This is a genomic window from Rhizobium sp. 01T437, from assembly GCF_056398505.1.
The window spans coordinates 73,376-93,430 of sequence record NZ_JBFTPM010000017.1; the positions used below are offsets into that span (position 1 = coordinate 73,376).

13 protein-coding genes and 4 pseudogenes are annotated in these 20,055 nt (G+C 59.1%); 4 read left to right on the forward strand and 13 right to left on the reverse strand.

The annotated features are described in order from the left end of the window. Positions 1-235 precede the first annotated feature (235 nt). Both AC1DM5_RS27560 and AC1DM5_RS27565 read right to left on the reverse strand, forming a co-directional pair. Positions 236-3,742 (reverse strand): AAA family ATPase, encoded by a 3,507-nt coding sequence (locus AC1DM5_RS27560; RefSeq protein ID WP_477976224.1) that lies wholly within the window; start codon positions 3,740-3,742, stop codon positions 236-238. A 1-nt stretch (position 3,743) separates the two neighbouring features. Next, on the reverse strand, positions 3,744-5,009 hold the full coding sequence (locus AC1DM5_RS27565) for a metallophosphoesterase family protein (RefSeq protein WP_477822807.1): 1,266 nt from the start codon (positions 5,007-5,009) through the stop codon (positions 3,744-3,746). Positions 5,010-5,317: 308 nt separating this feature from the next. Here AC1DM5_RS27565 and AC1DM5_RS27570 point away from each other — a divergent pair, with 308 nt between their 5' ends. The 4 genes and pseudogenes from AC1DM5_RS27570 to AC1DM5_RS27585 all read left to right on the forward strand — a co-directional run bounded on the left by AC1DM5_RS27570 (position 5,318) and on the right by AC1DM5_RS27585 (position 7,736). Beyond that, a complete protein-coding gene (locus AC1DM5_RS27570) occupies positions 5,318-5,692 on the forward strand; it encodes a hypothetical protein (RefSeq protein WP_477822856.1) in 375 nt (124 codons plus the stop codon). A gap of 237 nt (positions 5,693-5,929) precedes the next feature. Further along, a pseudogene (locus tag AC1DM5_RS27575) lies at positions 5,930-6,069 on the forward strand (DUF411 domain-containing protein); the annotation flags it as partial. A gap of 383 nt (positions 6,070-6,452) precedes the next feature. Beyond that, the gene (locus AC1DM5_RS27580) at positions 6,453-7,118 is read left to right on the forward strand and encodes an XRE family transcriptional regulator (protein ID WP_477822808.1); all 666 of its coding nucleotides are present in this window, start codon (positions 6,453-6,455) and stop codon (positions 7,116-7,118) included. Then, positions 7,119-7,736 (forward strand): RES family NAD+ phosphorylase, encoded by a 618-nt coding sequence (locus tag AC1DM5_RS27585; protein ID WP_477822809.1) that lies wholly within the window; start codon positions 7,119-7,121, stop codon positions 7,734-7,736. 639 nt (positions 7,737-8,375) lie between these two features. Here the strand turns inward: AC1DM5_RS27585 and AC1DM5_RS27590 are convergent. The 11 genes and pseudogenes from AC1DM5_RS27590 to AC1DM5_RS27640 all read right to left on the reverse strand — a co-directional run bounded on the left by AC1DM5_RS27590 (position 8,376) and on the right by AC1DM5_RS27640 (position 20,028). Next, on the reverse strand, positions 8,376-8,501 hold the full coding sequence (locus AC1DM5_RS27590) for a hypothetical protein (protein WP_477822862.1): 126 nt from the start codon (positions 8,499-8,501) through the stop codon (positions 8,376-8,378). A 165-nt stretch (positions 8,502-8,666) separates the two neighbouring features. Next, positions 8,667-8,945, reverse strand: a pseudogene (locus AC1DM5_RS27595) (type I secretion system permease/ATPase); the annotation flags it as partial. A gap of 175 nt (positions 8,946-9,120) precedes the next feature. Continuing rightward, a complete protein-coding gene (locus tag AC1DM5_RS27600) occupies positions 9,121-11,340 on the reverse strand; it encodes a sensor domain-containing phosphodiesterase (RefSeq protein ID WP_477976226.1) in 2,220 nt (739 codons plus the stop codon). A gap of 247 nt (positions 11,341-11,587) precedes the next feature. Then, positions 11,588-11,869 (reverse strand): annotated as a pseudogene (locus AC1DM5_RS27605) (PAS domain S-box protein); the annotation flags it as partial. A gap of 603 nt (positions 11,870-12,472) precedes the next feature. Then, positions 12,473-12,598 (reverse strand): annotated as a pseudogene (locus AC1DM5_RS27610) (MBL fold metallo-hydrolase); the annotation flags it as partial. A gap of 34 nt (positions 12,599-12,632) precedes the next feature. Next, a complete protein-coding gene (locus tag AC1DM5_RS27615; RefSeq protein WP_477822812.1) occupies positions 12,633-14,081 on the reverse strand; it encodes a M20 family metallopeptidase in 1,449 nt (482 codons plus the stop codon). A 127-nt stretch (positions 14,082-14,208) separates the two neighbouring features. Then, on the reverse strand, positions 14,209-15,753 hold the full coding sequence (locus AC1DM5_RS27620; RefSeq protein WP_477976228.1) for an ABC transporter substrate-binding protein: 1,545 nt from the start codon (positions 15,751-15,753) through the stop codon (positions 14,209-14,211). A 25-nt stretch (positions 15,754-15,778) separates the two neighbouring features. Further along, complete coding sequence (locus AC1DM5_RS27625) at positions 15,779-16,642, reverse strand: serine hydrolase (RefSeq protein ID WP_477822814.1); 864 nt, start codon at positions 16,640-16,642, stop codon at positions 15,779-15,781. Position 16,643: 1 nt separating this feature from the next. Beyond that, positions 16,644-18,272 carry an ABC transporter ATP-binding protein gene (locus AC1DM5_RS27630; protein WP_477822815.1) on the reverse strand — a complete coding sequence of 543 codons (1,629 nt, stop codon included), beginning with the start codon at positions 18,270-18,272 and terminating at the stop codon, positions 16,644-16,646. Further along, positions 18,269-19,087, reverse strand: a complete 819-nt coding sequence (locus tag AC1DM5_RS27635) for an ABC transporter permease (protein WP_477822816.1) — start codon at positions 19,085-19,087, stop codon at positions 18,269-18,271. The genes AC1DM5_RS27630 and AC1DM5_RS27635 overlap by 4 nt, the downstream gene beginning before the upstream one ends. Then, positions 19,084-20,028 carry an ABC transporter permease gene (locus AC1DM5_RS27640; RefSeq protein WP_477822817.1) on the reverse strand — a complete coding sequence of 315 codons (945 nt, stop codon included), beginning with the start codon at positions 20,026-20,028 and terminating at the stop codon, positions 19,084-19,086. Before AC1DM5_RS27640 ends, AC1DM5_RS27635 begins: the two co-directional genes overlap by 4 nt. Positions 20,029-20,055 lie beyond the last annotated feature (27 nt).

Genomic DNA, 20,055 nt, shown 5'->3' on the forward strand with positions numbered 1-20,055 from the left:
GCGCCGTGGCGCGAAAATAAAAGGGGTAGCCGTCGATGGTGCCTTCCGCCTGAACTGGAACGCTTCCGCCAAGCCAATCCAAAATACATCCGTTGCGCTCGACGCCTTTCATCCACCCTCCATCCTGGTCCGAAGTCTAAAGCGAGAGCAGACACGGTGAACGGGGCGGCGGTGACATCCACCGCTCAACGTGAGCGCCCAGTTTTGGATGGTCATTTACAGACAGACACGCCGATTACTCCGCTGCGATTCCACTAAGCCTTGATGTCGACTGAATCGTCTCCAGATCATGCAGTCGGACACCTGGGCATACCTTCTTGGCGATCTCGGTCAGGTGCTGATGATGGGTCAGATAGATCACCTGCCCGTGCCCGGCCATCTCCGCAAATAGCCGAAACGCTTCCTCGGCGCGGAAGTCGTCGAATGTTTCCATGATGTCGTCTGCGATGAAAGGAATGGGCGCACGATTGGCTACGAACTCGTGATATCCCGCCACCCGCAGCGCTAGATAGAGCTGGAAACGTGCGCCCTTGGATAGTTCGTCAGCGACTTTCGAACCTCCGTTCGCCGAGACCGCGATCAGGACCTCTGCATCCTTGCCGGGTTGCGCGGCGACGCCTGTGTAGGCTCCGCGGCTGATCGTCCTGAACGCCTGCGATGCCCTTTTCATCATCCCGCTGCGATGGCGGTCCCTGTAGAGCCTCAATGCCTGCTCGGCAGCAGTTATCCCGGCGCGGAGCTCGAGATAACGTCCGGCTCGCTCTTCGATCTCCACCAAAATGGTGCGTCGCTGCTCTTCGATTTCCGCGACGACGGAGTCCCCGCCGATCGCATCGAGTGTCTTCAGCATGGTGGACCGCTCATGGAAGACGTCGTGACATTTCCTGTCCTGGTCTTCCAGGATTGGCGTCAACATTGCGAGCTGACCTTCCAGATCCTCCCTATCCACCGATGCGAGCTTTTCCTCGATATCGCGGATATCGTTCGCACCGCTGATCTCGACCAGTTCATGTTCCAGCTCGGCAATGGAATTCCGCAGCACCTGGCGCTTCGAAGACAGCTCGATGAAGGCCTCGACCTCGTCGAGCGTGCTACAGCCGAAGAACTCCGTCATCTTCCCAATCCGCACGTCGAGTACATCCTTAGCGACCAGAATTGCGCGTTCTTCCTCGCGCCTCTTGTCGCGCTCACGCCCGAGCTTTTCCCGCTGCTCCTGGCCTCGCTCTGCCGCCTTGATCCTGTCTGAGATCATCCGCGTAAGCTCGGTGAGAGAGGCGGATTTCGGGATTTTCAATCTGTCGCAGAGTTCGAAGACCGAGGCTTCGAAGAGGGCGCTATCCTTTTCCATTTTCTGGATTCGATCGACAAGCCCCTCTCTGGTTTCGATCGCGGAAGCGAGCTTCTCAAGAACGTGGAGAATTCCGTTGACGGCATCGACCTCCGGGATCACCGATGCCTCCCCTAGCCAGCAACCGCTACAAAGCTCGGACCATTTTGCGTCCCATTCGTGCGCGGCATTCAGCGAATCGTTCATCGCACGGGTACGCGCGACGCTATCTTCTTTCAGTCGCTCCAGACGGTCTGCCTGATCCATGGCAAGGTTGAAGGCATCCAGGCCTTCCTCGGCGACGGTAAACAGCGATGCCAGGTCAGTGTCGCCGCTGGCCGCCAGGCCTGCTCCCTTGATTGCGGCAAGCAACTGTTTCTTCGATTGCTGAGCCCTGTCCTGGATATCGGCGACTTCCTGATGGATGGTCGTCAGATCGTCGCGCGATCTTAGCGCGACTGTTCTCCTGCGCAGCCATTCTTCAAGCTCTGTCGGATCAACACCGAAATCGGCACTGGAGGAAATCAATGCTAACGTTGCGGACATCTCGCTTGCGAGCTTCGAAAGGGAACGCGCGGCCGCTTCAAGGCGCTCGTGGGCTGCTTCGATATCCGAACCCACGGATGCGCGGCTCAGCATCAACTGCGCCAACTTGCTGGCTTCCGCGAAGTACAGAAGCCGCTGCGAAACGAGTTGATCGTCGGCTCTCATGGCATGTTCGAAAGCGTCAGCCGATTGTGCGTCCATGATCTGACGATGCGAAATCCATGCCTTCTCACGAGCGGCCCGGCTCGCCGCGACCGAAGGTTCGTCGATCTCCCCTGCCCGCGCGCGCAGGACGTCGATCTCCGCGTCCATCCGCCTAGCGTCCGGCTCCAGCCGCGCGAGTTCGGAGCGCGTCGTCTTCGAACGCTCCCGGTCCTCCCTGTGTCGTGCTTTCCAATCGTCCAGCTTCGCGGCCGACGGTGGGTTCATGGCCGCGAGGTCGGCCGGACTACCGCGCCAAGGCGCAAGCTGCGCCAGGCTTTCAGACAATACGACCTCCGCGTTTTCGCGTCGTCGCATCAGTGAACGGAGCGCAACCTCGTCGTCAGATTTCGGCAGCGCTTTGACCGTCGCGGAAAGTACTTCGAAAGCCCTGATCCGACCGGGCGAGCGGAATTCCTCGGAGAGGGAAATATGCTCGCCCTCTTCCTGAAGAGCGCGTTGCGAACGGGCAAGCTCTTCCGCCGAGGAAGTCCGGCGGGCGTCGATACCCGATCTGGAGCTGATGAGCGTCCTGAGCTTGCCAACAGTGGCTGCGTCCAGGACCAACCGAGCGGGCGTTTTCTCGTCGGCTTTGCCGAGTTGCAGGAGCAGTGTTTCGACAGAAAGTTCGGCAACCCGGCCAGTGAGCTTCGGAATGTCGACCTGTGCCGTAAGATATCTCGGTTCCAGCGTTTTTATGAGATCGCCGACGCGGGCCGCGAGGCCAAGAGCCGCGGCGTCATCGGCGATCCCGTCAATTTCCTTCTCGATCGCCTCGACAGTGCGGGCAACCTCGTCCAGCTTGACGCGGATTTCGATTTCGTCCTTGCGGATCACCGGGAGCTCGAGCTTCCACGATTCCGGTGGATCGGACACGGTCTCAAGGGCGTCGAGCTGGCCTCGAAGCCCGGTAATCCTCCGGATCGTCGGAAGCGCACGAAGGATACGGTTGATCTCGTCAGCCCGCCGCTGGGTGTTCGCGCGTTCGGCCAATGCCTGATCGTAGCGACCGTCCAGGCGATGCAGTTCAGCCAACCTCTTACGATACTCGGTGGCCTGGAGGTCGAGCTCCTCGCGTTTTTGCTTCAGCTCAGTCAACCGTGCCTTGAGATCGCTCAGTTGGCTACTGCGTCCACGAAACTTGTAGAAGCTGTCCGCATCGCTGCGGATCGTCAGGAGCTGTCGGCTGAGATCGGACAGGCCCGCGCTGGCGGAGAACAGCAATTCGCCGAGATCGCCTTTGCTCGCAAGAATGTTCTCGCCGCCTTTTTCAAGCGTGATGTCGTCCAGCGAGAACATCGTCGAGAACGCGTCGCGGTCGATGCCGCCAAGGTCCGCCATTATCTCCGTGTCTGCCAGACTCCGCTCTTCGCGATCGAGCAGGCTGTTTTGGGGTCGTTTAATACGGACGAAGTCCCTGTCCTGACCTGCCACGTGAACGTTCGCCCCTATACGCATGGTATTGTACGGATGCAGGAACCCGTATTTCGTCGTATTGCCGATCCCGAAGATCAGATCGAGGATCGCATCGAGCGTGGTTGATTTTCCCGCCTCATTCGGACCGTAGATGACGTGGAGGTCCGGCGATCCGACCGGACGCGATCCGAAATCGATGACGGCATCGGTGAACTTGCCATAGCGCGTGAGGTTGAGGCGATTGATCCGCACGCTACTCTCCTTCGCTTCCACGCAGACGCGCCAAGACCTGCGACGCACCGTCTTGGGCGAATTGCGCTAAGAGGTTTTCGAAAGACCCCTCATCCTTCCCGAAGTTATCCCGGAGCTCTGCAGGAAGCTGGCCCCGAAGCTCGTCGGCGATCGAGCGTACCTCCTCGCGATATTCGGTCGAGCCGTGGATCTCGCTGTCGATGATCGCGGCAAGTTCATCCAGCGCACCCGGTCGTGCCTCCCGTCGCCGGGGCGCGACCGGGGATGTCACGATTTTCTCGATCCAGACATTCCCGATTGCCGCACCGTGCGTCTCTAGCTCAGTCCGCAGGAGATCGGTATCCCGTCGAACGCGCCAGGCGAGTGCGGTCGACCCGGTGACTTCGACGCGGGCGACGAGATGGTCAGCCGAAACAGCAGAAGAAAGGCCGGTCAGTCTGCCTTTGGCTTCAAGGATCAGATCCTTCCAGTCCGCTGCTTTGGATATGTCCACGACCAGTCTCTCGAACTGGGCGACGGCTGTTTGGCGTTCCTCGATGACCACAGAGCGGTCGTCCCTGATCGTGACCAGCGAGACGGATTTCGGACCGTCCTCGTTTATATCGCGCCCCTGGGGTATGCCGGGCATGACAATCGCAGAAGACGCATCTTCGACTGCCGACCTCTTGTGAATGTGACCGAGAGCCCAGTACCGAAACCCTGTTTGCCGTAGATCAGAGATGCTGCATGGGGCATATAGATCGTGCCCCGCCGAGCCCCCGAGACTGGTATGCATGATCCCGATGTTCACTGCGTCCGGAACAGGGAGGGCATAGTGTCGAAGGAGGCTTTCGGGCGCTTGCGGCTTGGCAAAGCTCAGTCCGTGTATTGCGACGGGGAAATTGCCGGGGGCGCGGTCGATGGCGACGGCTTCAGCCGCGGCACCGAACACCTTGACAGTCTCCGGCATTACAAGTTCGGCGGTGATTTTAGAAAGCGCATCATGGTTGCCGCGGATGATAAACGCCCTGATGCCTGCCTGGTGCAGGCGCGCAAGCTGCTCGGCTAGGAACCGTGCTGTCTTCATCGACGTTTGGTCGCCGTCGTAGAGATCGCCGGCGATGACCAACGCGTCTACTTGCTCCTCCAGACAAAGATCGATGATCCGAACAAACGAACGCCGGGTCGCCAACCCGATCAACTCGGAAAGCTCGGCATTGCGTAGGGCCAACGTTCGCAGCGGGGAGTCGAGATGAATGTCGGCGGTATGGAGAAATCGATAGACCAAAGCAGAGTCTCACCTGTTGATCTATCTCCGTAGCTGTTCTCACGCGCTCGCGCCAGTCAATATTCTTGTTTTGTTCTCATATCCACAGTAAGTTGCGATCCTCATCGTCGAGAAGTGCGTCAAAGGACAGCTCGAAGATGTTCGCTCCTTCACGGTGAACCGTGCACGCACGCTCGACATCTTCGAGATAAGTGAAGTTGACAGCGAGCGGATGCCGGCCCTATCCAAGCTGGATGACAAGCATTCTCAGCTTCAAGCTCGTAAACAATGCGGAAGATACTGCAGCCATTCTTCCTTGCGTGGATGGAGTGGGCTTGGACCAACTCGTGGCTGACTTCGAGCGAGCCACCGGCTATACCGATCCCGCTGGCGGATATGGCGGGCTCGTACCCTCACACTTCCGCTTCGGTTCGCTATCCAGCTACTTCCTTGGCAGAGAAGAACCCGTCGTTGGCGATGAACAAGGCGAAATCTATGTCTTGTCGTGCGAATGCGGCGAGGTTGGGTGCTGGTCTCTAATTGCGTATGTTCGCCTGAATCAGGACAAAGTGGTATGGGACGGCTTCACGCAGCCGCATCGACCAAGAAGGAAGTATGCGAGCTTTGGGCCATTTGAGTTCGAACGCGCCCAGTACGAACGAGCCGTTGAGACAATGATCCCCTGCTCCGGTGTTGATCGATGAGTGTGATGGCCTGCCCCATCCAAACTGGACATTGCGCCCTGTTCAAAAGTGCGCACTGGAGGGAGAGATGCCGATCACTTTTGAGCGGGATAGTATATGTGCTGGTGACGATATTCTCGCCCCAAACAGTAGGGTTGTAGCCTTTCCAGCAAAGCCTTGCATAACTGAAATCTTGCACGAAGCCGGGCCGATCATCGACGATTTGCCTTGCATGCACGCATCGCGAACTCACTCGCTAAGGGACTGGCCGTGCCGGGCATGCCGTCGGGTTCGTGGGAATGGGCGACGATCCGAACGCCTCCTACAACGTCCATGCGATCCCCTCGGAGGGCGGCGCGCCGTACGTGCTCATGGAGGTCCTCCCGCAGAAGGTCTGACGGCGCTCAGGAGACCGGATCCCTGAACCGCGCGGCCCAGAGATCGCGCTTCTAGTCCGCTCCCGGCTGGACCGAAACGTCCACGGGGTAGTAAACGGAACCGATCCGCACCATAGCGGGCCTGGCGCATCGCACGCTCGCTCTTCGTGGTCTCTGTCCTAGGACTGAGGACGGTAAGCACGATCCATGCTCCTACCCGCAGGAACGAAGGGTCGGCGTTTTAGCTCAAGGCCAGCATTCTGGGCATTTTTGAGAGTTGAGAAACACAGCTTCGAACCACCTAAACCAGAGAAACCGATGCGGCATTAACGAGGTTAACGAGGTTAACGAACTTGACGAACTGTCTGGTTTTGCCTATATTGCAGTTCAGGAGGCTGAAGCCAATGTCCGTCACGAAAACTGTCATCACCGAACCCCGAAACGATTCCGTTGCATTGACAATGACGCTGCCACGAAAGGCAGATTTCGAAAAGGCCCTTATCAAACAATATGCCAAGGCGGTTCAACTAAGCCGAAAGGCCGGCCATCAGGTCAGCTTCCGTGTCGTCGTGGACCCGTTGGCAGGAGCCCAGACCATCTCGATCGTTGAGGAAGAGCCGCTGCCTCAAGACGAATTTCCGGTTGAGGAAGTCCCTGAGCTCGATGAGGAGCTGCAGGCCGCACTGGCGACTGCGAAAGAGCGCGGCCAACGCCGCGTTGCACAGATCCTCGCCGAGGACGACATGCTGAGTGCGGAAGCGTTCGCGGATTTGCTTGGCGTTTCACGTGTCACCGTCAACACGAAGCGACAGCATGGCCAGGTTCTGGGCGTCGACGGTGCCAAGCGAGGCTTCCGTTTTCCAGCGTGGCAACTCAATCGTGAAGGCCGGCCTTATGCTGTGCTTCCAAAGCTGCAAGAGATCCTGGGCAGTGCATGGGCGGTTTATCGTTTCCTGATCACGCAACATGGCTCTCTCGATGGCCGGACGGCGCTAGACGCTCTGAAGCGTGGGCAGGATGAGGATGTGGTTGCAGCGGCCGAGGGCATCGCCCGCGGTGATTTTCGCTGAATGAGCGGAACGAAGCCACCTGCGGATTTTAAGAACTCTCCGCTCGATATCGAGACCGTTCCTGCCGGTCGTCGATTTGGACGCATCTATGCGAACGCCTTTCCCGACCCGTTGGGCTATGGAAAGACGCCAAGCCGGTTTAGCGATCCCCGCCGGCGGGACGCGACGAGGCGGTTCGGCGTTCTCTATTTGGGTGAGACACTCAAGGTTTGTTTCTTGGAGGCTGTCCTGCGTGATCGCCGCGATGGTCTCATCGGCGATCTTCCGATCGACGAGAAAGAAATCTATGCGCGGCGCTACGCTGAAATAGAGACGAGGGTGGATCTGAGCCTGGTCGATCTGCGTGAGGATCATCCAATCAGGATGGGTGTGCCAACCGATGTTGCTAAGTCCTCTCGCCAAAACCTCGCGCGGGCGTGGTCGCTTGCCTTCCACGAACACCAAGCTATGCCGGACGGCGTCATCTATCCATCGCGACTGAATGGACATACGAATCTCGCGATCTTTGGCCGGGCAATCTCGAAGCTGACGATCGCGCGCGTCGTGCCACTGATCGGAGCGCCAGGCCTTGCCATGGTGATCAACGATCTTCGTGTGAGTCTGGTCGACGTTACCTAGGACATGTTGCAACGATGTGGCGTGCCGATGGTCTGACCATGGCACTTGGAGAGCCTAAACCGCCTCCGGCTGGGCGTGGTCTTCACCGACCGCCATTGGCCATTTGAAGGGACCCACATGGGTCGGCCTCCCCTCCCCACCTCTTCCAGACGCCCGCCAACCTGGAGGTCTTCCTGCCCCGCTTAGCAGTCGCGCTCCAAGCTGCGCCTCGAAGCGAGTTTCTTACGAGCTGTTCCAGATCCGAGCGCAGTGGAAGGCTTCCGAAATCATGGAGAGAGGAGGCCCAGCTAGAGGCTCAGAAGGAGCTTGCCCTGTCGACCAACCTTGCCGACTGAACGCGATGGGCTCGCCGATGCGAGCGCCCACGCGGCGCAGCAGTTTGATCGTACGCGGATCGTCCGGCGCCTGATCGAGTGCATGGAAGGCCTCAAGCAGCATCGTTTCGGCCAGCAACGGCCAAACGGTCGCGTTGCCCAGATCGCGGTCAAGCAGCTATGAATTTCCGAAGATGCGGTGCGCCCTCTATGGCCGTGGCCGGTTTCCGCAGGGATGGTCTAGGTTTCGGTCGCTTTCGCATCGCTCCTTTACACAAGCCCTAGTAGGAAAACACTATTAAATATCAGCATTTTAAACGACTTATTATTGGCTCTCCATCTCGTCGGCGAAAATATCGATAAAACGCGTGCCGACCGTCAGGCGGAGGCCGGCAAGCTGGTCCAGCTCATGCGCGGTATCTATGTCAACGCCGCCTTGACGATTACTCAATCATCTGCCCATCTCTGGCTTCCTTGATTTACGTCAACAATGCCCGAAGCTCTTTCCGGCAGCATGCTGATCGGAGCGCGCGGATCCTGCCGCTCCGGCGAATGCAGCTTGCCATGAAGCACGCCGGAGATTGAGAAGGATTCGCTATCCCATAGGGCAAGCAGCTTCGATGGCGACCAGTGTGCTCGGCCGGTGCGCTATCGCGATGGCGATCCCTCCCCTTGCGCGAACTCTGGAGATTGCCTTCGTCAGTGCCGCATGGCCATCGGCATCGAGATTGGAGTTCGGCTGGTCGAGCACCACCAAGAAAGGCTCGCCATAAAGTGCTCGGGCAAGCGCGATGCGCTGCCGCGGGTCAGCCGAAAGCGTCGATCCATGCTCTCGGATCTTCGTGTCGAAGCCATCAGCAAACTGGACGATCATATCGTAGACGCCAGCCGCCCTAGTGCCACTCTGGACGTCGCTGATGTGGATGTCCAATCGGAGACGAACGAAGGACGGTGCTGCGGTAGCTGGTCGATAGTTCCTGATCGGCGCCCCATGACCTTGCTAACGCTGAGCGAGCCCCTCTGGCACGGGTCGACTTAAGCACACGTTTGCGACAGCCACGGTTGATCTTCTATCCGAGAAGACGAAGGCCCTCCTCCGGTCGTTCGGAATTCTCGATGAGGTGTGGTTTCAACGCAGATAGGTATCTGCCGACGTGTTCGCGGTCCATCGGCTTGCTGAACAGATAACCCTGGAGTGTGGTACACCCCATTTCCAGCAAGCACATTGCCTGCCGGTGGGTTTCTACACCTTCTGCGGTGACCTTCATTTTAAGCTTCCGTGCCAGATTGAGGACCAGTTCAACGATTGCAAGGCTCGATTCATCCTCGAGCATGGTGTCGATAAAGCTTTTATCGATCTTGATGATATCAACAGGCAGGCTCCGCAAATGCGTCAATGACGCATAACCCGTCCCAAAGTCATCGAGCGCAACAGCCAGACCTTTTTTCCGCAAACGCTGCAGCGTTGTTGCAACGGTGTCTTCCAAACCCTGCAGGAAAACTGTTTCCGTCACTTCAAGCAAAAGCTTGTCCAGCGGGATGCCTCTTGACGTAAACGCAGCAACAATACGGCCTTCCAGATCCCCTCTCATGAAATCGGAGGCGCCGACATTCAGTCCGACCCGCCCGAATTCCAGCCCGCGGTCCATCCAGTTACGGATATCGGTCGCGACATGCTCGAGCATGCGTGTCGTGATGTGATGGGACACGCTCGAGTCCGTGAACGCCTCATGAAATTGCGCGGCCGATAGGATTGAGCCATCCGAACGCTGCATTCTCACGAGCGCCTCAAACGCCCATACCTGACCGTCGGCGCAACGAACGAGTGGCTGATAGTGCGGCACCATCCGATGCTCGGTGAGTGCGAGTTCCACCTCCCGGACGATCTGAATGCGATGGGCGATCGTCGAACGCAGGCTGGGCTGATATTGGACGTAGCTGCCGCGCCGTGTTTCCTTGGCGTGGTAGAGGGCAAAGTCCGCGTTTTGTGAAAGCGTCGCTGCATCCACTTCACCTTCTGAAATCGCGCCGCCCAAGGTTATCATCGGACTTATCGTTGACCCGCCGACCTCCAGGGGGCGGCCGATATAGTCGATCAGATGTCGCGCCAGTAAACGCATGCCCCGCGCGTTTGCGGGTGCTTCCAGAATAACGCAGAACTCATCGCCGCCGAGGCGAAACACCTTTCCACGCTTTCCGAGGCGCTCGTTCAGACGTGATGCCACACCCTTCAACAGCAGGTCACCTGTTGCATGGCCAAGGATATCGTTGACTTGCTTCAAACGATCGACGTCGATCAGCAGCAAACCGATGGAGGGAGCGTCCGCCGCTGCAAGTCTCTCCACATGCGCGTTGTAGGCTGCCCGGTTTGCAAGTCCGGTAAGGGCATCGGCGTTTGCTGCCTGAAGCAGACGTTGCTCATAGCGCACTTTTTCGGAAACATCTTGAACGATGCCGAACAGACGGCTTGGCTCGCCTTGCAGGTGTTCAATATCGCTGACGACGCGAATCCATCGTTCCTCGCCTTCTGGCGTGATGATACGATACTCTTTGTCAACGCCGGTCTCCGCGCCGTTCAGGACATCGCGGATCCTGCGCCTGACGCTGTCACGTTCTTCGGGAGCATAGCAGCCGATCACCTCCTCCGAGGTCATGCGTTTGCCGATCGGCAATCCGACGGTGCGGTATATCTGATCCGACCAGACAATCGCACCAGTGCCAAGGTCCATCTCAAAACCACCGACCTTGGCAGAGCGCTCGGTCTGTTCGAACCGGGCCTGCTTCAGCTCCAGTTCACGCTGCTGCTCTTTCAGCAGGCTTTGCTGACGGTGCTCCCGGATGAGGCCTACGACGACGCTTGCCAAACTGTGGAGCTGCTCGAGATCCCGATCGCCGAAGCGGCGGGTCTTCGTGTCGAGGACACAAAAACTGCCGTAACATGTCTCCCCTTCCGAAAGCGGAACACCTGCATAGAACTGGACGGAACAGTCTGTGACGAACGTGTTTCCGTAAAAGCGGGAATCTTTGCTGGCATCCTCAACAACGAGCGGTGACCCTGTTTCCACGACGTGGCCGCAAAAAGAATGTTCGCGTGGCGCCTCTTTCAAAATGAAGCCTTGCCGGGCCTTGAACCATTGCCGGTGCTCATCGACAAACGAAACCAACGCCATCGGCATGTCGAACATGCTGCAGGCCAGACGTACGATAGCGTCGAATTCGCTTGTCGGCGGCGTATCGAGAATGCTTGCTTCGTAGAGAAGGTTCAGCCTCTCGTCTTCTGTCAGTGACATGCGACCTTACTCCTCGCAGTGCGGAGTGAGTGAGACCCTTCATGGATCATAGAAGCGGACGAACTTGCCGCCGACGGGGATGTAAATTTACATTATCTCATGGCCAAATATCGCACCGCGACGTTTGCAAGCGGCTTGTCACGAGCCTCTCGCACCTAGCCATTTCCTGCGATGATCAGAATTCTTCCCAATCAGACTTCAGCGCAACGGCTGCCGAGCCGCGTTGGACGGATGCGGCGAGCGAGCGACGAACGCCTTTTCCGATCCGCTTATATTGCTGCTGATCGAATTTCCCTGAGGACAGTTTCGCCCAGAAAGCCTTGTATTCTGCCGAGGATGCATAGGCTGGCCCGACAAACATGCTATGATATTTTCCGATGATCTCCCTCAGCTCGTAGCCAAGCGCCTTACAGAAGTTTTCATTCGCAGTGAGGATCTTGCCCGACAAGTCAAACTCAACCATGGCTTGCAAATTCGACAGAGCGGCAAGAACCGCGACAACATTTCCACCACGATCAAGAATACTCATCCGCAATGCCCCATAGATTCCACCGCTGCCAATCCGGCATGCCCCTAATATTCGCCTATGATCATTAACGCAGATTTAATTATACGGGTGCCGTCGCGCTCGTCGGGCCGGAATTGTCGAGGCAGAACATACAGTCAGAACTGCTCTTCATTGGTCCGTTGATGATGGTCCTGCCGCTAGCCACATTTGGACCGAAACCAGAAGCCTCAAAGGTTCAGCGGATGGCTCTTTCGGGTTGTCGCGTCCCGCGCAGGAGGGTTGGCACAAGCGAGGAAGGCAATGTGACGGCTGATCCGCGAAACCAGCGATGTCGCCTGCACTCTGGTCCCATCGACATTCCTTCGCCGTCTCTGCGTTGCTATCGGCGACAGCTCTAGAGGCCCACGCCGTCAGCGTAAGCCTCCAACCTCTTGTTGAACAAATGGGATAAGCTCAGAATTCTTCCCAACTACCGCCAGAGGCTGTCCGAGCGCCCGCCGCATCCACTTTGGGTATTCTTTGGACAGCGGGCTCAACGGATGCGGCACCGCGCGACGGTTCGGCCATGGCATGCGCGGTCTGCCGCAATGCAGAGAAAGCAACAGAGGCTGTCGACTGCAGCCGGATCTGTCCGTCGATGCTGCCACCCGTCGAGTAGTCGATGAAGGGATAGACGCCGTTCCAGAACGTGTCGGCGACATGGACCACGTTTGCCTCTTGGAAGAACACCGATATGTCGCTGTCAGTATGGTGCAGATCGCGTCACAGTAGATGGAGACAGTAACTACCGGCCGTGGAGCGTTGCGGGCATCACATTGTCGGGGATCGGGCAGATGTAGGCTTTGCCGCTAGTCTTTTCCTGCCACTCGGCCGTAGCGGCGGCCAGAAGGTCGGAAGACACCATCAAAGCGAGCCCTGTCGTGGCAAGCGTCTTGGCCGCATGCGCCATGGCTTTGTGCGCGGCCGGGCTTTTTCCCTGCGCGACGACCTGCCAGGTATGGGGATTGGTGCCGATCGCCCAGGCTGGCGCCCAGCATTGCGCGGTCGGCGTCACCCAGCTGACGTCGCCGACATCGGTCGATCCCGCCCGGAAATGCGATTGTCCTTCGAAATCGCGCAGACCGGTGTGCAAGGGCGTCGAGCCATCGACCTTGGCATTGGAGAACACATCGCCCCTGATCTGATAGAGGCGGATGCTGCTCCTGATCGCCTCCTGTGTGAACGTGTCCTGGATTTTCCTGGCGAAGGCGATGTCGGCCTCGTCAAAGGCTATCGGCCCGAGCGCGACCATGTTCTCGTGCATCGCCGTTTCAAGCGTGATGTTGGGAAGGAGGTTCGTCGAGGCGGTGTCGAACACGATCTCGATCTCGGTTTCGGTCATCATCGCGGCACCTCGCGCAACTTTCTCGACGCGCCCGGCAAGCTCAAGCGCCTGCGGCATGTCGGGCGCCCTGATCAGATAGAGAACCTCGGCGCTGGCCTGCACGACATTGGCCGCCCTGCCGCCGGTATCGGTGATCGCGTAGTGAACGCGACAATCCTGCGGCATGTGTTCACGCAGGAAATTGACGCCGACATTCATGAGTTCGACCGCATCGAGCGCCGAACGGCCGAGATGAGCGCTGTTGGCAGCATGTGCCGCGACGCCCCTGAAGCGATAGTAATATTCGAGAACGGCAAGATTGTTCGTCGAACGAACACCGTTGAACGGAGCCGGATGCCAGGTCAGGGCGGCATCGACGTCATCGAATGCGCCGGCACGAACCATGAAGGTCTTGCCGGAACCGCCCTCCTCTCCCGGGCAGCCGTAATAGCGCACCGTTCCGGGCAGGTTGTTCTCCTTGAGGTGGCGGGCAAGCGCAACCGCTGCCATCAGCGACCCGACGCCAAGCAGATTGTGCCCGCAACCGTGGCCGGTCGCTCCCGCCGCCTCAGGACGAGACTCGGCCAGGTTGGCAGCCTGGCTCATTCCGGCCAGGGCATCGAATTCGCCTAGGAAAGCGATCACCGGCTTCCCGCTGCCGGATTCGCCGATGAAGGCCGTTTCCATGCCAGCGATGCCGCGGCGCACGGCAAAGCCGTTGTTCTCGAGTGTCCTTGCCAGCAATTGCGAGGAACGCCGCTCCTCGAATTTTAGCTCCGCGAAATCCCAGATACTGTCGCTGAGGGCGACATAATCCGGTTTCATCTTTTCGATCGTCGCGACAATGGAGTTGATCGTGTCAAGATTCATGGCATTTCCTCGCTGTCTGTCCTGCCGCCACAGAGACGTGTTGCACCGGACCCGGCAGGTCTGCCTGCCGGATCTCTTGTTGACCGTCGCAGTGGGGATCGCCGCGCCCGGGCGCGGTATTTCAGGCTCAATTGTCGAGCGAAACTTCCCAAAGACGGGCATTCGACTGCCAAACGGGCTGGCCCTTCAGCTTCTTGGTCGCCCCCCAGACATCGACCATGTCATAGAGGAAGATGCCCGGCATTTCCTTGAGCATCAGCGTGTGAAACTCGTCGAAGATCGCCTGACGCTTCGTCTGGTCCGACTCCGCATAGGCGGCCTTCATCAACTCGACTGCCTTCGGGTCATCCCACATCAACGAAGCATTCTTGTCCTTGTTGCCGACATAGAAGCCGTACATCAGCGCCGGATCGAGCCGCGGCGCGACCGATTGCGAAATGACCTGATAGTTGCCGGATCGGCGGCGATCGACCTGCGTCGCATAGTCGAGCACCTCGATCTGCACGTTAAGGCCTACCTGCTGCATCATGGCCTGCGCCATCACCGCAGCCGGGAAGCTTGGCACGTTGCTGCGCTTGTTGGCGATGATGGTAATCGGTTCGCCCTTATAGCCGGCCGCCGCAAGCTCCTTCTTCGCGGCTTCGAGGTCATAGGGCAGCCGCTCCTTCTGGACATCGTCGAAATAGAGCGAATCTTGCGAAACCATCGAACCATTGGCCGTTCCGGAGCCATTGGAGGCAGCCTCGACGAGTTGGTCGAGATCGAGAGCCATTGCCATGGCGCGGCGAATACCGGGCTTGCTGAGGACCGGATCGCGCGTCTGGATGTAGAAGAGGTTTTTGCCGTTGTTGCGAGCCACGATCAGCTGCATCGTGTCGCTCGTCTTGAATTCGGGAATGAGATCCGGCGAGATCTCCGCGGTGTCGAGCACGCCGGACTGAAGGCCGGCCTTTACGGTCGAAGCATCGGGAATAACCATGAATTTGATGCCGTCGACGAGAGGGCGCTTGGAGCCGACCATACCGTCGGGCTTGCCGTCGTTCTGGGGCGAGACATAATCGTCGAACTTGGCGAGATGGATATACTCGCCCTTCTTCCATTCATCCCATTTGAAGGGGCCGGTGCCGATCGGCTTGATGAAGCTTCCGTCCGCGCCGACCGATTCGGGCGAGATCATCCCGGTGTAACCGCATTCCGGGCGCGACATTAGGCCGAGAAAAATCGCGGATGGCTTTTCCAGCGTGATGGTGACGGTCGACGCATCGACGGCCTTGACCCCCGTAATATGCACGTTGCCGCTACCGTCGAAATCGGGAAGGCAGGTCCATTTCGTTTCGGGCTTGAGATAGCGGTTCCAGTTCCACACGACGTCATCGGCGGTCAATTTCTTGCCGTTGTGGAATTTGACGTCGTCACGCAGCTTGAAGCTGTAGGTCAGCCCATCCGCCGAGACGTCGAAGCTCTTTGCCAGCAGCGGCTTGACCTCGCCATTGTTGGCATAGCCGACGAGCCCTTCGACGATATGCAGGATGACGCCATCCGTATTGCCGTCGCGATTGACGCCCGGATTGTTGCTGCGCAGATCGGAACTTTGCGCCACGACGATGTCGCGGGCGTCGACCACGCCGGTCATCGCCATCAACATGGTGCCTGCAAGAAGAAGCTTATGCATTGTTCTACCCTCTTTTTATGGATCGTTAGGATCGGAGTTCATCCCAGCAGGTGCGTGAAAGCCTGCCGATGGTTTCAAGTGCCACCGTATAGCCAGGTGTGCCGTCCGGCATTTCCTGCGGTACGTCGTCGGTATAGGCGGCGACGATGTAGAAGGGGGAACCGTCGCGATAGACGATACCGGCATTCATGCGGCCACGCTTTCCCGTGCCGCCCTTGTGGGCGACGAGCACACCGAACGGCAGCCGGGAGGGAATGGCATAACGCAGGATCTGGTTCTTCAGGGTTTGAAGCGCATAGGCGCACAGCGCCTGCGAGCAGCCGAGCCGGTCCGCGGCTTCCTGCGAATTCTGCGCATCCAGGATGGTCTGCAGCAGATAGACCTGATCGCGGGCCGTCGTCGTGGTGACGGCCTTCAATGAATGATCGGGCGACAGCGCCAAGGGAGGGATGAGGAAGCGATGGTTGGTGCCCGTCATGCCGATCGACTTGCAATAACCGTCCACCTCTTCGAGCGTCAGCCTTTCGAAGACCATCTTGGTGCAGACATTGTCGCTCAGCACCATCATGCCGGTGATGGCATCGCGCAGCGATATGACGATGCCGGGCGTCAGATAGCGCAACATCCCGCTCGCCACTTCCTCGGCGAAACGCTTTTCGTAGGTGATGCGTTCGTCCAGATCCAGGCGGCCTTCATGCGCAGCCTTCAAGGCCGCCATCATGATCGAGGTCTTTCTTGTGCTGGCGGAGGGGGTTTCCTCGTCCGCGCCCCTGCCGATCGTTTCACCGCTTGAAAGCGCACGCACCATGAAGCGCGTCACGAAAGGCTGGGCATCGCAGATCGCGTTCAATCGCTCCGCAAGCTTTCCGGATTCAATCATCGTCGTCATGTCAGTTCTCCAGGCGCCATTTGAGGATCACGCCACCCTGAGTATTGTGGTCCAGAGCGGGGATGGCCGAGAGAAGCCGTTGCGTATAGGCCTCCTTCGGGCTGTCGAAAACGGTATCGCGATCGCCCTCCTCGATGATCCGGCCGTCCTGCATGACGACGACGCGATCGGCCACCTGTTCGACCACGCCGAGATCGTGGCTGATGAACAGGCAGGAAAAGCCGTAGCGTTTTTGCAGATCGGACAGGAGTTCGAGCACCTGCGCCCTCACCGTCACGTCGAGGGCCGATACCGGTTCGTCGGCGATCAGGAATTTCGGCCGGCGCGCAATGGCGCGGGCAATCGCCACGCGCTGACGCTGGCCGCCCGAAAGCTCATGCGGGTAGCGCTCGGCATAGTCGACCCCAAGCCCGACTTCCTCCAGCGTCTCCAGGGCGCGCTTGCGCTTTGCCGCAGCGTCGAGATCAGGAACGAGCCGCAGCGCTTCTTGCACAAGCGCGATGATGGTCATGCGCGGATTAAGGGACGAATAAGGATCCTGAAACACCATCTGGCAATTCAGCCGATAGTCCATCCAGTCGTCGTCGCGGCTGCGTCCCTTGAAGCGGATATCGCCTTCGCTCTCGCGGACCAGTCCGGCAATGGTGCGGCCGAGCGTGGTCTTGCCGGAGCCCGAACCGCCGACCAGGGCAACGACTTCGCCCTCGTGGATATCGATGCTGACGCCATGCAACGCCCGTTTCGGCACTGCCTTCTTCATCAGCGACCGCCGGCCCGCATAGTCGACGACGATATCCCGCGCCGAGACCATCGGCGCCTTGGTCTTGTCGATCGTCCGCGTCTCTCCACGGAACGGCAGGGAGGAAAGCAGTTTCTTCGTATAGGCACGCTGCGGTGCGTCGAGCAGATCGGCGGTGCGCCCTTCTTCGACGATCACGCCCTTTTCCATGACGACGATGCGGTTCGTATAGCGGGCAACCATCGGCAGATCGTGACTGATCAGCAGCACGGCGGTGCCTTCCGCCTGCGTCAGTTCCACCATCAATTCCATGACGTCGCGCTGGATCACGGCATCGAGCGCCGTCGTCGGCTCGTCGGCGATCAAGAGCGCCGGTTTCAAAAGCATGACCGATGCCAGCATGATGCGCTGGCGCATGCCGCCCGAGAATTCATGCGGATAGGAAGTGAGCGCGCCGGCGGGATCGCGGATCCCGACCCGGTTCAGCATGTCGAGGATCCGGCTGCGCCGTTCCTCCCGCGAAAGTTTCGTATGTAGCTGCAACCCTTCTTCGAGTTGGCGACCGATGGTCATCGAGGGATTGAGCGAGGTCATCGGCTCCTGGAAGACGACGCCGATTTCCGCACCGCGCAGTTGGCGCAATTGGGCGCCGTTCATGGAAAGCACGTCGCGCCCCTTGTAGGCAACGGCCCCGCCGATCACTCTGATGGGTGCCGGCAGCAGCGAGATCAGAGCGCGTGTTGCCAGCGTCTTGCCCGATCCGCTTTCCCCGACGATGCCGAAGATCTCGCCTGGGGCGATGTCGAAGCTGACGTCCTTGACGACCTGCACACCGGTCCCAGTGACCTGAAGCGACAGGTTGCGGACATTCAAAAGCGTTTCATTGGTCATTTCAGTCCCCTCATGCGCGGATCAAGCTTGTCCCGGAGAGCGTCACCCAGAAGATTGATGCCGAGGAGCGTCAGGGCGATCGCCAGGCCGGGGAAGAGACCCAGCCAGACCGCCTGCTCGATGAATGGCCGCCCGGCGGCCAGCATGTTGCCCCAGGTCGGTGCCGGGGGCGGAACGCCGAGACCGAGAAAGCTGAGTGCGCTTTCCGAAAGGATCGCCCAGCCGAACATCGAGGTCGCAAGCACGGTGATCGGAGCGACGCAATTGGGAAGGATATGGCGGAACATGGTGTAGAGCTCGCCATTGCCCATCACCTTGGAGGCCTCGATGAATTCCCGCTCGCGCAACGACAGCACGGCACCGCGGACAACGCGGGCCATCGAGGGAGAATAGGCAATGCCCAGCGCGAAGATGATGCCATATTGGTTGGCGCCGAAGACGGCGAGCAATCCAAGCGCCAGAAGGATGCCGGGAAATGCGAGAAGCGCATTGTTGACGGCCATGATGACGGCATCGATCCAACCGCGGGCGTAACCGCTGACGAGACCGATCAGCGTGCCGCAGACCGTCGCGAATGTGACCGTCAAGGTGCCGATCCAGACGCTCGCCCGGGCGCCGACGATCAGGCGGCTGAGCACGTCGCGGCCGAATTCGTCGGTTCCGAGCCAATGGGCGCTGCTTGGCGCCGCCAACCGTGCCGTGAAGCCGAGCTTCATCGGATCATAGGGGGTCCAGAAAAGGCCGATCGCAGCCGAGATGAGCAATGCGGCAATCAGAGTGCCGCCAATGAAGCCGTTGAACGTGACGTTTTTCATTCGGCGACTACCCGCGGATCGAACAAGGGATAGAGCAGGTCGACGACCAAATTGACCAGCACATAGGAAAGTGAGACGAACAGCAGGCACCCCTGGATAACGGGGTAATCGCGGGCAAAAATGCTGTCGACCATCAGTCGCCCGAGCCCCGGAATGGTAAAGACCGTCTCGATGACGGCAATGCCGCCGAGCAGATTGCCGAGGATCAGGCCGATGACCGTCCAGGTCGGGCCAAAGGCGTTCTTGAAGGCGTGCCGCCAAAGGACGGCGCTTTCGGAAAGCCCCTTGGCCCGGGCGTGGGTGATATAGTCGAGACGCAGCACTTCAAGCGTCGAGGCGCGTGCCATGCGGATCAACACACCCATCTCATGAATGACGAGCGTCATGATCGGCAGCACCAGGTAGAGCAGGCCGCCGGTGACGTTGCTGCCGATCGAGACATAGCCCAGGACCGGTAACCAGCCGAGTTTCAAGCCGAAGAAAAGCAGAAGCAGGAGCCCGAGCCAGAATGTCGGGATCGACAGCAGGATCGTGGCCGTGCCAACGAGTGCCAGGTCCGTCAGACTGTTCTGCCGCCAGGCGGCGATGACGCCGGCCGGCACGGCGATGAGGCTTGCCAGAAGGACGGCGATGACGACGATTTCGGCGCTGACCAAAAAACGTGATGTGACGAGCGGCAGAACCGCCTCGTCATTGACGATCGAGCGGCCGAAGTCACCCTGTACGACATTGGCGGTCCAGATCAGGAACTGTTCCGGAAGCGATTTGTCGAGGCCGAGCTGCGTGCGCATCGCCGCGATCTGATCCGGCTCAGCCATATCACCCAGCATCAGTGCCGCCGGATCGCCGGGTATGAAGCGGATCAGCGTGAAGACAGTCACCGAAACGAGGACGATCGTCGGCAATGCCATCAGCAGGCGGTTCAGAACGAATTTCAGCATTTTTGTTCCCCGCGATGGGCGACGGAC

Bases quoted from the DNA above. Each gene is read 5' to 3' on its own strand.
- AC1DM5_RS27580 (WP_477822808.1), top strand. From the start codon at position 6,453: ATGTCCGTCACGAAAACTGTCATCACCGAACCCCGAAACGATTCCGTT.
- AC1DM5_RS27585 (WP_477822809.1), top strand. From the start codon at position 7,119: ATGAGCGGAACGAAGCCACCTGCGGATTTTAAGAACTCTCCGCTCGAT.
- AC1DM5_RS27615 (WP_477822812.1), bottom strand. From the start codon at position 14,081: ATGAATCTTGACACGATCAACTCCATTGTCGCGACGATCGAAAAGATG.
- AC1DM5_RS27635 (WP_477822816.1), bottom strand. From the start codon at position 19,087: ATGAAAAACGTCACGTTCAACGGCTTCATTGGCGGCACTCTGATTGCC.
- AC1DM5_RS27625 (WP_477822814.1), bottom strand. From the start codon at position 16,642: ATGACGACGATGATTGAATCCGGAAAGCTTGCGGAGCGATTGAACGCG.
- AC1DM5_RS27640 (WP_477822817.1), bottom strand. From the start codon at position 20,028: ATGCTGAAATTCGTTCTGAACCGCCTGCTGATGGCATTGCCGACGATC.
- AC1DM5_RS27620 (WP_477976228.1), bottom strand. From the start codon at position 15,753: ATGCATAAGCTTCTTCTTGCAGGCACCATGTTGATGGCGATGACCGGC.
- AC1DM5_RS27630 (WP_477822815.1), bottom strand. From the start codon at position 18,272: ATGACCAATGAAACGCTTTTGAATGTCCGCAACCTGTCGCTTCAGGTC.
- AC1DM5_RS27600 (WP_477976226.1), bottom strand. From the start codon at position 11,340: ATGTCACTGACAGAAGACGAGAGGCTGAACCTTCTCTACGAAGCAAGC.